Below are 14,818 nucleotides of genomic sequence, written 5' to 3'. Positions count from 1 at the left end.
TGAAATCACACATTGAGTTTAAAGCCATGATCACTATACTTAGGGATACCCATCACTGGAACTAAGGATTTCTTATACTACCTCTGGCGACCATTTCTTAACTATCGATAGCGACTGAAATTTGGCCAATCATAGCGATTGTGTGGGCCAGGTATTAGGCTGAGATTTGCATTGTTTAGAATCATTCTAAATAATGAGAATCTTATTGATCATATCGACAATCACCTTCCATACAGCACTGTTTGGGCAAAGTACTTTCCGTGTCATTTCAAAGGAAGGAACACAACCATTGATTGGTGCTACGGCAGCTATTTGGAGTGAATCCTCAAACGCCAGTGAATGGATCATTTCTGATGAAAATGGATTTTTCAAAACAGGACTATCATTTCCTTTAGAAGCGGAAATCAGACATGTAGGCTATCGAAATGTGCGCGTTAAGATTGATAATCAGCGCCATGTAATCGCTCTTGAAATAGAAGCACAATCTCTGGAACAAGTAGTGGTCACCGGCCAGTTTCAACCTCAATCGGCTAAAAATTCAGTTTATCGCGTTCGTACCATCGGAAGTGATCGCCTAAATCAACAAGCAGCGACAGATTTGTTTGATGTGCTGTCTAGTGAACTCAATCTCAATTTGAGTCGTGACAATGCCACAGGCCGTACATCGATCAGCATGCAAGGACTTGGAGGCCAATATGTCAAGGTGCTACTGGATGGTGTGCCAATGACAGGTCGAAGTGGAGTTGGAAATGACATTGATCTGGGCCAAATCAATGTATCGGAGGTGGCTCGCATCGAAATGGTGGAAGGTCCCATGGCCGTGAATTATGGAGCAGATGCTTTGGCAGGGGTCATCAACATCATTACAAAAAAAGACATTGAAAGGCGGTTCGAATTGAGTGCTGCATTACAAGAGGAAACCATTGGAAAAGAGTACAGTTGGTTCAATCATGGATTACACACTCCTTCGGTTCGACTTGGTGTTAAGATCAATGAAAAGTGGTATTCTCAGGTCAATGGTAGGCTACTGAGATCCGGTGGATGGAAAGGTAATAGTACTGGTAGAACCCATGATTGGTATCCCAAAAAACAAGCAATGTGTTCCTGGCTTACTCGCTTTGAACTAGAGAACTTCAACATTTACTATCGTCTCGATTATTTGAAAGAAACCTTAGAAAATCTAGGTGTCAAGAATGATAATAATCCATTGATTGATGCATTCGCGATAGATGAGGAGTACCTATCGGACCGATGGTCGCTTCAATTGCAAAGTGAATGGGAAGTGCCCTGGGCTACACTCAATACTATTTTTTCTTTCAATGACTATTCAAGAACAACCCACCAATTTTCCAGAAACCTGCTAACAAATCAAAAGACGACCACCTTATCCACTGAGCAGGAAACCCTATTTTATAAGACATTTTTCACTCGACAAACACTCAATCAGTTGATGGAAGGGGACTGGGGAAGTGTACAGCTGGGAACGGAATTGACGCATGATATTGCTGGTGGAACTACACTTAGTGAGGGAAATAAGGCACAAACGGATCTTGGATTTTTTGTGGCATCGGAAGTACTGCTCGGCAAAACCTTGAAGGTGCGCCCTGGGCTAAGATGGACTCGTAATAGCATTTTTCAGACTTCACCTACTTTTTCCGTCAATGTCAGCTATAATGTAACTCCTTCCTTGACGTGGAGAAGTAGCTATGGCAGGGGCTTCCGGGCCCCTTCATTACGTGAATTACATCATGAATTCATCAATGCAAATCACAACATACTTGGTAATCCAAATCTAGAACCAGAATACTCACACAGCCTGAATACAGATATCTCTTATGAGTGGCAGGAACTGCCTCTTACGTTAAATGCTTCAGCATTTTTGAATGATTTTGACAATCTGATCACTTTCTTCACTCCAGAAGGTACCTCGAATCAAGCTACTTCTTATACGAACTTGCTCAAGTATCAAACCAAAGGATTGTCATTAACAGGATCAACAAAGTTTTTCGATGTTGACCTTCATGGTGGTTTTTCATTTATCGGGCAATATCAACGGCTGAGTGAATCAGAGGTAATACCTGAATTTACATATCAGTTTCAATTCAATGCGCAGACTACCTATAGGATCAAGGCATTAGAAAACCTACAAGTAGCTGCTTTTTACAAATTCAACGGTGCGAATAAGTCTTATCTCCTGGATGCCGAAGGGACACCAGCACTTAGGAAGGTCGAGAGTTTTCATTTGTTTGACCTGACCCTATCAAAATCTTTTTATTCCGGACTCAGCCTCTCGGCCGGCTCCCGTAATGTGCTTGATGTGACTAACGTCAACAACAGTTTGCCGGGAGGAGCCCATGGAGGAGGTGAGCAAACACCGGTCCTAAATGGAAGATCCTATTTTTTACAAATCAGATACGAATTGAAATACTAAACCAAATGAATATCAGAACAGGTACATGTATAATGAGAATTTCGGTGGTGCTAATGGCACTATTGGCTCTGGTCTCTTGTAGTGAAGATGACCCAGTTCCACCTTTTGATGTGAACTTTACGAATACATCAGTAGGTATCACGACCACTGCTCAAATTGAAATTACCTTTTCAAGAGCTGCTGGAAATTCTGGCTCGCTAGCCATAGAGGTGGCTACAGGGAATTTGTCTTATGGAGAAACAGCAGACTTTGTTACTGACCCTCCGGTGGAAAATGATCAGATTACGATTGACTTTTTGCCAGGAGATGAGACCATCAATTTTGAAATTTCAACAAGTTCCGGCCTCAACATTCAGCAGGATGAAACCCTGACTTTTAAGCTGATTGATAGTGACGATGCGTTTTCTGTTGGACAAAACACCAGTGTCACCGTAACTTTTTCAGAAAACTTTATTGCCCCATCGGGTACGCTCGAAATCGATGGAGGAGGGTCTACCTTTCCTAATCAGGCGTTCATCGATTTAAGTAAACTCACACAAACTACCGCTGATAAGTATAGTTGGGACCTGGGTTTCTTATCTAATGTGGGGGAACATCGGGTCATCCTCAACAACAGTGCTTATGTCATGGCACGTGCATTGGAATCCACAGACATTGATGCCGTAACTGCTCAAGACACAGCTGGATTTGCAGCTTCAATGTACATTTCCAATTATGAAGACCCTGGTGCTGCTAATTGGATTGACCATCAAAGCGGAGATTTGGACCAGACAGCTATTGGACTAATTGGTTCCTCCGATGAAGATAATCGCGTATTCATCATCAAAAGAGATGGAGAAGGCAGAAATTGGAAGAAAATCAGAATCCTTCGAGATGGAGACAATTATGCGATTCTACATGCAGATATCGATGCCACTACTCACAACCGAACGACAGTAACCAAAGATGCAGCCTACCAATTCAATTTTTTGGACCTGGACCATGGAATGACTACAGTATCACCAGAGACTGACAAGTGGGACCTGATGTACAGCACCTATGCCAATAGGGCCAATTTTGGGATTACGCTTGCGGTAGGATTTAATGATTTCATCACTGTAAATAGACAAGGTGTGAGTGCGGTGATGGTAAATGAAGAAGAAGTTACTTATGAAGACTTTAACTCAGCACATGTCAATGACCTAACATTTGTTGAAGACAACATTGCTGTGATTGGTTCAACGTGGAGAAGCCTGGTGGATTTTTCACTGGTCCTGAATGAGGATCGTTTTTATGTGATTCGGGATGGACAAGATCAGATCTACAAGTTGAAATTCACCCGGCTAACTTCAATAGCTGGAGAGCGTGGCTATCCAGAGATCACTTTTGAACGGGTGCAATAAATCGAATTATAAACTCAATTAAAACATTTTAATTATGAAAAAGATCAATATTCAAGGATTGATCATGGTCATGTTGTGCCTGATCACGCAAGTTGGAATTGCGCAGAAGAAAAAGCAAAAACAAGACGTAGAGGCCATTTTGGGGATGTGTGGCTGCTACGAGATCAAATTCAATTTCGCAGAGACTTTTGGCGAGAGCAAAGACTATGAATACCGCGACAATTATGCTTCAGGAGGACTGGAATGGGCATTTCCAGTGGTGCAGGAAAAAGATAGAATTGTCATTCAACACCTGCTGGTCATCAATGATTCTACTATTGTAAAACACTGGCGACAGGACTGGTTGTATGAAAACCGCGATTTGTACGTGTTCGATCAAGACAATACGTGGAAGTACAAGCAATTGCCAGCTGGTGAAGTGAAAGGGCAATGGACTCAAAAAGTCTATCAGGTAGATGATAGTCCTCGCTATGAAGGGAGTGCCACGTGGGTCCATGCAGATGGCCGACATTATTGGGAATCAGTGGCAGATGCGCCATTACCACGTCGGGAAAGAACTAAAAGGAACGATTACAATGTCATGACTCGTAGAAATCGCCATGAGTTAACTGATTATGGATGGGTACACGAACAAGACAATGACAAAGTAGTTCGTGGAACTGCTGACCAACGAATTGCTCGCGAAAAGGGATGGAATGAATATCGAAAGGTGGAAGATGATCGATGCGCACCTGCTGTGACATGGTGGGGTGAGAATAATAACTATTGGGCAGTGGTTCGATCGGTTTGGGATGAAGTATTTGCCGCGAAAAGCACACTCTCCATCAATATGAAAGTTGAAGGTCAGGTGATGTTCATGCGATTGTTTGTACTGGGTAAAACTTTGAAGGGAGAAATAAACCAAGCACTTATTCGAAGCAAGGTACGGGAAGTCATGCGGCTTCATTTGAAGGAAGACCTTGAACTCGCTTCCAGATAATTACGATTTAGTTTGATTGGCTCCAGGCGCCACGTTTTCCGTTGGGACGTGGCTGCCTTGGGTTCATAGTTTTATAACCTTTAAAGATCAACGATCATGTGTGCCATTGATGATTTTGTTGTACTCACGCAATCCGAGAACGCTCAAATTACATTTTGCAAGCAATGCAAGTCTTTTTCTCTTGCTTTTAAAAGTAGTTGTGCTTCATTTTCAGCTTCGGAACTAGATCAATTCAGGAAAATGCTGGAAACACTAAGTCCGGTAGATTACAACTATCACATGATGGGGGAAGCCATGGCCATAATCCGAAATAGCATGAGTAGCCTGGGACTTTGTCTAACTCCTGATGATACGCAAGAACTAATTGGTGTTATCCGGGAATCTCTGACTTTATTTGAAGCTTTTGAAGTGATTTACAGGTAATCACCTGACAATCACTTGTCTGCTTGTTGTTCCATGTTTTGATTGCACCTGAATTAGAAAAACACCTGCAGGTAAATATTCCAGATGATAGTCCTTTCGTATAGAATGTTTGAACAGTCTTTTTCCACTGGCGGAGTAAACACTTAAGATGGCATCTTCATTGGTTGGCAAGGATATTTGAACAGTGCCCTTTGAAGGATTAGGCCAAACAGCAAGCTCAGGCATGGATTGGACAGATAATACTTCTTCGCTACAATCATCAATACTGGATTCATCCCCATTCAAAATGCCGTCATTACATGACCACCCGGTTCTGATGATTTGTGCTTCTGTTGCTAACAATTCTTTTATGGCTTGCTGATCGGCTGTTAAATTGTCGATGAGATTATTTTCTTCCAGCAGATCATCAATTACATCGTAAAACTCCTGATTGCCATTTTCATCTTCTATCAACTTGTATCGATCGGTTCGAGTGGCCCACTGCAGCAGCCCATCATTGTCATAGTCGGTGTAATTGATCGTTCTGGAGACTGATCTTTCCTCGGTAAAAAGGGGTGTCAAATTCAGGCTGTTATTGATGCCATCTTCGAAATCCATTCCCATCAAATTCAGTATGGTGGAATGCAAATCGGTCGCTTGTACGAGTACTTCGTCGTTCACATTGATTCTTGAGATGCCTTTCCCAGTGGCAAAGAAAGGAACCCTTACGCCTCCTTCATAAATGGAGCTTTTTCCATGACCTCTTGGGAAGTAGGGGCTGGTGCTGGTAGGTGTCCCATTATCACCAATGAAGAAGATCACCGTGTTTTCACGAACAGCAGGTTCCATGCTGTCAAGCAATCGTCCTATTTCATGGTCCATGGCTTCAATCATGGCGTAGTAAGTAGTTCTGTTATTTTGAGGATCAGTGCTATATAAACCTTCCGGGGGTGTTTGGAGGGGACTGTGTGGCGCAGCATGGGCTAACCATAAGAACCAAGGTGCTTCTTGCCCACCAATCCAGTCCATGGCAGCATCAGTGAGATGACTAGTGGTGTATTCGGTGATGGTTTCCGTTACTCCATTCGTCACTTTCTCCCAGTTATAGTAGTCTTCTACACCGGAACTGAATAACCCTTCATAATGATCAACACCATGCTCAGCAGGTTGGTCGAGGTTGTTACCGGCCCCAGCGAGATGCCATTTGCCGATGACGGCCATGTTATAGTCAATATTTGGATTCGCTTTCACGCGATTGAAAATCGAGGTGTGCTCAATGTCCAGTGGTCCGGGTGGGTCCATGACACCTGTTTTGATGCCAAATTTCCCACTTATGATCACCGCTCGCGTGGGTGTACACTGCGGTGAAGCCCAGCAGTTCGTGAAATTGATCCCACTCTCACGTAACGAATCCAGATGAGGAGTCACCGGCTTATTTCCAGGCACGTCATACCCATTCAATACATCAGTACCCAGGTCATCGGCAATGATGAGTAGGATGTTGGGTTGAGAACTTTGGGCAAAGGCCTGGCAAGTACAGAAGAAGATGAATAAAGAAAGCAGGAATTTTCTCATAGCGTGACTGAACAATTCCGTAATCTACATGAACTCTTCTTGTTTGTGGAATATAGAGCATTGATCGACTAAAAACGAGGATGAAGCGGAGCACTAGATAAGATATTTCACATGCTAGTTACTCCGCTATTCAGTCAATGCTCAAAGTTCTTAAAATGCATACTGCCAACCCAGTGTCAACACACTCGTGGTTTGTAATTGAGGTCCATGCAATGACTGCCAAAAGGGAATACCGAATTCAGCAGATATTCGCTGACCTTTCAGGAAACCACTCTGGCCGATCAAATTGACCCCAAGATGTCCATCCAATATATGACCTCCTTGAAAATCAGGATTGGCCGTTTGAACGGGTGCGACGATCTCCGGGTCTATCCCGTCGATGCCATTGATGGCGCTAAACCCAAAACGTAAGGAAGAACTTAGCCAGGAAGCAAGGCGATAGGCTCCCCACGCAGTGGTCATCACTTTGTTGCCATACGAGAATTCATTGTCATTTTCACCCAATCGAACAGTACCACGGACCTGAGCACCCCAACTTACACTTTCAGCCTTCTGGAAGTAGACCACTCCGGGTAACAGATCCCAGGTGCCTGATCCCAGTTGCATAGGGTATGGCAATCTCACCGTAGGTTCCATGTTCATAGGTGTAAGGATCTGATCTTGCTCTTCGATTGATCCGGTTGGGATGCTTATGCCAAGATTGGCCTGGAAATAATCATTGATTTTAAATAGGCCTCCAATACTGATATCACCTAATCCGGAGGATTCAGTAGTAAACCCTCCCAATACATTGGTGCCCATACCACCCTGATAGGTCGTATGATCCATGCCGAAGGATAATATGTTAACCATACCCATCAAAGTCAGTCGATCGGAGGAGGCATACATCACACCGAGCATGTGCATGTCCATTGTCATTTCCGTCGGTACTACTCGTAATGTTGGTGGTTGACCATCCAGGCCGAAAAACCGGTTTGGAATAGTCGTGACAATCTCGACAGGAGAAATATCATCCGCATCAGTGAGGTTGTCTTTCATGGTCATGCGCATGTAGCGATAAGAGACCATAAATTCTCCTTTGGCGTGGGTATGATCGCCCATTACACCAATAGGAGCATGACTGTCAGGTCGGCCTTGAGCATAGACAATAGTTGATAATAGCGCGCCAGCGATCACCGCCAGGCATCGAAAAATAAGTTTCATGTTTAGTTCTGGTTATTGATTAATAAATAAGAAGGGTGCAAGACCCAAGGTAGAGATCAGACCAGAACAGGTGGTGGCTGAAAAACAGCAATCGAAATTTTATTCGGGGTTCCTTCTGTTGTTCGAAGGAATAAGTTTTGGCACATTAAGGAGACGGGTAAGGATAGTTTGGTGGATTCAATTTCCTGAAAATAAAAACTCATCAGACTCGTAAAGGATGAGGGAATCGCATCTGAATTCGGTTGAGACCGCTCCAGGTTCAGTTCCAGATAACAAACCCCTCCGCAGGTAGTAATGGGCTTGTCTCGATTGATGCATAGCACTTCTGCAATGAAATCTCTTCGCATCTCAAAATCGAGATAGACCAAAGGCACAGTAAGTGTACTTCCGATGGTGCTAAGGATGAGCAAGCTGATCGCGAAATGCTTAAAAAATGGCATCATTGCAAAGAAAGGGAAGGATGGAGTAGCGTCAAACATCATCCGGGGTTTTGTGACGTGGACGGTTTATGACATTTGTCAGTCTGTGGTGCCAATATTCGGTTTCCCAAAATATAAACAGAAATGACAGGACTAAAATATGCACGTCATGCCGGAATTTTTCGGTTTAAAATCCGAAGGAAACCGAAAAATGTCCGGTATCTCTTTTCCGTGCTTTATCCCTAATTCACTGAAAAATCTTCGATCTGTCATAGATAGGTTCTCGGAGTATGACAATTAATAGAAGTGTTTTGTAATAATAGAAAGTGTTAAGATCGTCGAAAGAGATACCGGTATTTTATTGACATGCTACGGAATTTATGTCAATAAAAACCGGCATGACGATCTAAGATGAATTCAACAAATCAACTTATACCCATATCCCCGCACATTCACGATCTGGACATTGGGGTCTTGCGCAAGCTTCTTTCTGAGTTTGGTGATGAAGACGTCCATGCTACGGGCGTTGAAAAAGTCTTCGGTCCCCCAGACTTCTTCCAGCATGATCGCTCGATCAAAGAGCTCGTTGGGTTTGCTGGCCAGGCGCTGTAGTACTTCAGCTTCACGGTGGGTGAGGGGCTGTTCTTCGCCGTTGAAGGACAGACTTTGTTTAGGGTAATTGAAGGTATACTGACCGATCTCTTGTGTTTCGAAAGCCATTCGTCTGTCTGCGCGTTGGGCCAATTCTTTGATCCGTACAATCAGCTCTTCCATGCTGAAGGGCTTCTTTAGGTAGTCATTTCCACCCAGATCAAAACCTTCCACTACGTCTTGGGTCTGGGACTTGGCGGTAAGGAAAAGGATCGGTGTTTTCTTGTCTTTTTTACGGATCATTCTTGCCAGGGAAAATCCGTCTCTGGCCGGCATCATAACGTCCAGTACCAATACATGCGGTGGTTGATCCTGATAGGCTTGCCAGGCGGCTTCCCCGTCCTCACACCACTGTACAGAGAACCCGCGGGACTCCAGGCTTTCTTTCACAATCATGCCCAGTGCCGCTTCGTCTTCCGCTAACAGGATCTTGGTACTCATGGCAAGGTGATTTTAAAAGTTGTCTTTCCCGGTTTTGAATTCAAAGAGATCTGACCCCCGTGCTTTTCAATGATCTTTTGTGTATAGTACAAACCGATTCCGTAGCCTTTCACATCGTGTTGATCACCTTTCGGAATACGATAGAACTTCTCAAAGATCTTGTCCTGATGACGCTTTTCGATACCTGGGCCATTATCAGAAACCTCTAATTCTAGATGCTGACTAGCTTTCAGCTTCACCTGAATGGAGTCTCCTCCATATTTCACGGCATTGTCGATCAGATTGGAAATCGCATTGTCGATATGAACTCGGTCTACTCGTGTGATTACTTCCTTAGCAATATCCGCCTCAAAGTGCTTGTCTCCAGTCATCTCGTATTTATCGAGCATTTTTTGAAGCAATGCAGATAAGTCCACACTTTCCTTGTTCAGGATGATCTCATCCTTTTCCAGTGTCGCCGTTTCGAGTAGCTTTTCTACCATCTGATCCAGTTTCTTCAACTGATCTTGTCCAATGCCAATGTATTTCCGGGTCTTTTCCAGATCATTGGTCTCATTGAATTTATCGATACCTTCAAGGGCAGTGGATATGGTGGCTATTGGCGTTTTAAATTCGTGGGTCAGGTTATTAATCAGGTCATTTTTTAGCTCCGCCAACTGTCGTTGGTTTTTGATCACATTATACAGATAGAGTAGTCCCCAAATGATCATGGCGGCCATCGCAATGGAAAGCAACATACTGACCAGTCCCATCTGAAGGATCTTCCAGGTATAGTTGCCAAAACCCATTTCAAGAACGATACCTGGAGGTAAGAATGCCGGATTAGCAAGTAGTATGTTAGCAGTTTTTAGAGGTCGTTTAAGATCAGGACAACAAGACTCCAGGTGTAGTAATTTGACTTGCTGAGGTAGCGATTTTCGCTCTAATTCATCGGAAATATGTTGGAACAAAGATTGTTCATCGATCGAATCTCGGGTCAAAGCAATCACGATCTTAGACGCCAGGTCCGTAAAATGTGTAGGTAACGTATCAGCAAGTATGGAATCTCTTGTGATGATCCTTCTGAAATTGACGGCCCCATTTCCACGGTGCACAAATTCCTGGGTTCCACTCGAGGAAGCAGTAACAGAGGTGAAAATATGTCCCTTTTTTATCGTATCAATGGTTGAAAAGCTACTGTAATCTAGGATGAGGGTATCCTCATTCTCATTATCAAATGAAAAATTGTAGGAAAAAGCACCGGGAAGGGTATCTCTGTTGAAACGTGCCATGTCAACCATCTCGAACTTGGCCAGGTTCGCATAGTAGCTTTCGACGCCATTGTCCAGCGCGACTTGCATGTCATTGAGAAAACGCTGCTCATTCAATTGGAAATTGCGATAATTCCAATACCCCTGAGTAAGCACCGTGATCACGATACTGACCGCTATAATAATGGATATCCATTTGAATCTCGCTTTTTGCATGCTCAAATATACGTGGGGTAGCATATACTGGATGAGCAGGTTAACACACGTTAACACTCGATAACCTACCTTGAAAATACCCCTCCGTTCATTTGCATCAGTGGTTCAGCGATGAACCTTGATATGAAAACTCAAACCTTAATTTGAAACAGACATGAACATGAGAAAAATAACCCTGCTACTTTTTGCCATCATTTGTTATGGTGCTGGTTTTGCACAATTCAAAGGAGAAGCTACCTATAAAACTGCTGCGTCGATGAATGTGGACTTTGACGGAGACATGCCCGGAGTAGATGCCGAGGCCATCCGAAAGCAGATCGCCCAGCAAATGCAACGAGAATATACCCTGACTTTCAATACCCATGAATCCTCTTACAAAAGGGTAGAAGAGCTGGATCAAAATACCTCTGTATCTGGCGGTGGGGTACAGATCCGAATGACAGGTGGTGAGGGGATCACTTACCGCAATACCAAAACCAAAGTTCATAAAGAGAGCGAAGACTTATTCGGAAAGGAATTCCTGATTGTCGATGAACCTGAGACACGAGACTGGAAAATCCTGAACGATTTCAAGCAAATTGGCCAGTACGAGTGTCAGAAGGCCGTTTTCGAAAGCACTACGCGACAAATGACTGTCGATTCTGATAATGGAAATGAAGTTGTCGAAAAGATCGATACCATTCAGGTGGTAGCGTGGTTTGCCCCCAGTATTCCAGTGAGCCATGGACCAGATTCCTACTGGGGCCTTCCTGGATTGATCCTCGAAGTGAAAAATGGAAACTTTTCTATCCTGTGCACCAAGGTGGTGATGAATTCCGATGAGATCGGAGAGATAGAAATTCCGAAGAAAGGGAAGAAGATTTCAAGAACAGATTTCGATGAGCTTCGTGAAGAAAAGCTATCAGAAATGATGAACCAATATCAGGGAGAAGGCAACCGAACCATGATTCGAATAGGAGGATAGTCTTGCTTATCAGTACGCTGAACTCAAAGGTCAAAAACTAAGTCAAAACTCAATCTATCTATCCATGAGGATCAAATACCTGGTCATACTCTTGATTTGTTGGGGAGCAAGTCTCCCCACATTTTCCCAATCTGAAACGGTCCGATTCATGGGCCTGGTCAAAGACAGCCTGGATGCTCCTGTTGAATTGGCCAATGCTTACGCAATCACTGTTGAAACCGGAGATGTTGCTTCTTTCGGAGTGACGGACCACCTCGGGCGTTTCCTGCTCAAATTAGAAAAAGGTCAATCCTACCAGTTGAAAATCACTTTTATTGGTTACGAACCTTTTGAACAAACCATAGAAGCGCTGGAAAATGTCGATGATCCCTTTCCTGTGTTACTGAAAGCTTCCATAACGCAATTAGGGGCGATCGAAATCGTAGAGGAATTTCCTGTTACTATCTCCGGAGACACGATCATTTATAAGGCCGACGCCTTCACCAAAGGAGATGAAAAGAAACTCGAAGATGTGTTAGAATCCATTCCCGGCTTTGAAGTGGATGAAAACGGAGAGGTACGTGTCCAGGGCAAACGTGTAGAAAAGGTTCTTGTAGAAGGAAAAGAATTCTTCGAAGGAGATACCAAAATGGCCACCCAAAACATCCCTGCGAATGCAGTGGATAAAGTGCAGGTGCTGCGGAATTTCAATGAAGTCGCCCCCATGTCGGGGTTAGGAAATAATGATGATCGTCTGGCTTTAAATATTCAATTGTCCGAAGATAAAAAGAACTTGCTCTTTGGAGACGCAGAAGCAGGGATAGGACCTGAGGACCGATATCTGGGGCATGCGAATCTGTTTTACTTCAATCCAAAAACCACTCTCAATTTCATTGGAGATGCCAATAACATAGGACGCCAAGCCTTTACCGCCAGAGACATGTTTCGTTTTAACGGTGGCTTCAGCGGTTTGTCTAATCGTTCTGGTGGTGGGTTTACGGTTTCCAGCGATCAATTCGGTTCGCTAGGTATGCAAGCCAATAATGCGCGTCGACTCAATTCGGCAGTTGGTGCTTTCAATTTTGATCATCACCCTTCGGATAAATGGCAGTATTCAGGATTTCTGATCGGCAACCGTAATCGTAATCGCATTGTCACAGAGAGCGATCGTACCTATATCAATACAGAAGGGGATAATCAGGAATTTGTAGAGAACAGGGAGGATTTAACCAACTTGTCTGGAATTGGTCGATTTAAGTCGGTATTCAAGCCCAACGAAGCTTTTTATATGAGTACACAATCATTTATTAAGGGATCAAGACTAGATGCCGATACCCGTCGTTTTTCTAATTTGTTTGGTACGGTCAATCGAATTGATTCCCAAACGGATCAGAGTCCATTGGAGATTTCACAAGACCTGCGTGCTTACTATTCTTTGGGTGAACGACATATTACTTCTTTGGAAGCTTCTTATCGCTACACGGATCAGGATCCTTTGTTGTCCATCAATTCTGATGCTCTATTGTTTGATCGCTTGATTCCATTCAATGCGGTAGAACCCCTCACTTTTAATCAGCAAAGGCGGACCAAAAGTCACCAACAGGAAGCCTTATTGAATTGGTACTTTATCCTGAATAAAACCAATCACATCAACTTTTCAGTAGGCAATAGCTACGTAGATCAGCGTTTAAAAACGACTTTGGATCAGGAAGGAAATGACGCTTTGGAAGTGGATGATTTTAACAATGATGTCCGCTTTAATTTGCTCGATACCTATGCGGGAATCAGCTTCCGTTCCAAATTGGGTGATTTTGTCTTGGAGCCTGGTATCAACTTCCATCGATTTGAGGTAGATCAACGTCAAAATTTGCTGGAAGAATCCAGTTTACTTTGGACGGCTTTGCCACGATTCACAGCAAGCTACGACCTGAACAGCGCACAGACCATTCGATTGCAATATCGTCAGCAGGTAAACTACTTCGATGTACAGCAAGTGGCGCAAGGGCTCAGGGTTTCCAATTATAACAACCTGTTTAGAGGAGCTACCGGTTTGGAAAATAGTCTGAATCATAGTCTGGATTTGAGTTATACCAATTTCAGCATGTTCAGCCACCTCAATGTGTTTGCATTTGTGAATTATCAGCGGCGCATTAAGGATTTGAGCCAGGAACTGGTCTATGAGGGCTTGCAGCGCATCAGTACGCCGATCAATCTTACTGGTGCCAATGAGTTCCTCAACATGATGGCGAGTGTGACCAAAACATTTGAGAAATGGCGTGTGATTGGAAGAACGAATCAGACCTATAATTCAACTGGGAATGTGATTGATGGTTTGCAAAACCGCAATGCCACCTGGACCCAACGATATGAAGGGTCGGTGGAGACGCGGCTGTTCAAAGTGCTGACTTTAGATGTAGGGTACACCCATGAATTGAGTCAATACAAAAGTGACTTTACGGAAAACTCCTTCGTGAATGCAAATCCCAATATCGAATTGGGAATAAAGATCCTGCCAACTTTAGTATTGGATATTGACTACAACATCAACCGATACAAGGATCGGGAATTGGACGTGGTGAATACCTATGAATTGTTGGAAGCAAGTTTGTCTTTTCAGAAAGAAGACAGCCCATGGCAATGGATTTTGAGCGGTACAAATTTAACGGGAACGGAAGCGATCCGAAGGAATGGATTTAGTAGTAGCCTGGTCAGCGATTACGCCTATTTTATTTTGCCCAGGTACTTTACTCTTTCGCTCAAGTACGAGATATAGAAAATCATTCGTTGAGTTGGTTAAGACGGGTACGCGTTTAAGGATGCGTACCTTCTTTTTTTGATCAAAGTCTAACTCGCTTAAGTCTGGAGCCGGTGCGTCTACGGCCCTGTTTCAAACGCCTATTATTAATGTCACTAGTTTTAGACGAAC

General features: G+C 43.6%; 11 protein-coding genes. 6 read left to right on the top strand and 5 right to left on the bottom strand.

Going from position 1 to position 14,818, the window contains the following annotated elements:
• Nucleotides 1-193: 193 nt before the first annotated feature.
• The 4 genes from R8G66_18485 to R8G66_18470 all read left to right on the top strand — a co-directional run bounded on the left by R8G66_18485 (nt 194) and on the right by R8G66_18470 (nt 5,215).
• On the top strand, nt 194-2,431 hold the full coding sequence (locus tag R8G66_18485) for a TonB-dependent receptor (GenBank protein MDW3194370.1): 2,238 nt from the start codon (nt 194-196) through the stop codon (nt 2,429-2,431).
• Nucleotides 2,432-2,436: 5 nt separating this feature from the next.
• Nucleotides 2,437-3,813: an HmuY family protein gene (locus tag R8G66_18480; protein ID MDW3194369.1), complete on the top strand. Its 1,377-nt coding sequence runs from the start codon at nt 2,437-2,439 to the stop codon at nt 3,811-3,813.
• A 34-nt stretch (nt 3,814-3,847) separates the two neighbouring features.
• A complete protein-coding gene (locus R8G66_18475; GenBank protein MDW3194368.1) occupies nt 3,848-4,792 on the top strand; it encodes a DUF6607 family protein in 945 nt (314 codons plus the stop codon).
• Nucleotides 4,793-4,888: 96 nt separating this feature from the next.
• A complete protein-coding gene (locus tag R8G66_18470; protein ID MDW3194367.1) occupies nt 4,889-5,215 on the top strand; it encodes a DUF6686 family protein in 327 nt (108 codons plus the stop codon).
• Here the strand turns inward: R8G66_18470 and R8G66_18465 are convergent, their stop codons facing one another.
• From R8G66_18465 to R8G66_18445, 5 genes are all read right to left on the bottom strand, one after another.
• A complete protein-coding gene (locus R8G66_18465; GenBank protein ID MDW3194366.1) occupies nt 5,216-6,769 on the bottom strand; it encodes a sulfatase-like hydrolase/transferase in 1,554 nt (517 codons plus the stop codon).
• A gap of 150 nt (nt 6,770-6,919) precedes the next feature.
• Complete coding sequence (locus R8G66_18460; GenBank protein ID MDW3194365.1) at nt 6,920-7,972, bottom strand: hypothetical protein; 1,053 nt, start codon at nt 7,970-7,972, stop codon at nt 6,920-6,922.
• A gap of 56 nt (nt 7,973-8,028) precedes the next feature.
• Nucleotides 8,029-8,415, bottom strand: coding sequence for a hypothetical protein (locus tag R8G66_18455; GenBank protein ID MDW3194364.1), 387 nt, complete (start codon nt 8,413-8,415; stop codon nt 8,029-8,031).
• A gap of 393 nt (nt 8,416-8,808) precedes the next feature.
• Entirely contained in the window at nt 8,809-9,483 is a 675-nt protein-coding gene (locus R8G66_18450; protein ID MDW3194363.1) for a response regulator transcription factor, read from the bottom strand.
• Nucleotides 9,480-10,973, bottom strand: a complete 1,494-nt coding sequence (locus R8G66_18445; GenBank protein ID MDW3194362.1) for a HAMP domain-containing sensor histidine kinase — start codon at nt 10,971-10,973, stop codon at nt 9,480-9,482. The genes R8G66_18450 and R8G66_18445 overlap by 4 nt, the downstream gene beginning before the upstream one ends.
• Before the next feature lie 136 nt (nt 10,974-11,109).
• On the opposite strand from R8G66_18445, the gene R8G66_18440 reads away from it, so the two are divergent.
• Entirely contained in the window at nt 11,110-11,913 is an 804-nt protein-coding gene (locus R8G66_18440; protein MDW3194361.1) for a GLPGLI family protein, read from the top strand.
• A 64-nt stretch (nt 11,914-11,977) separates the two neighbouring features.
• On the top strand, nt 11,978-14,665 hold the full coding sequence (locus R8G66_18435; GenBank protein ID MDW3194360.1) for a TonB-dependent receptor: 2,688 nt from the start codon (nt 11,978-11,980) through the stop codon (nt 14,663-14,665).
• The last annotated feature ends 153 nt before the right edge of the window (nt 14,666-14,818 follow it).

The sequence above is a fragment of the Cytophagales bacterium genome, from assembly GCA_033344775.1.
GTDB lineage: Bacteria > Bacteroidota > Bacteroidia > Cytophagales > Cyclobacteriaceae > JAWPMT01.
Note: the sequence above shows the minus strand (reverse complement) of the source record. Positions and strands in the feature narration are given on the sequence as shown.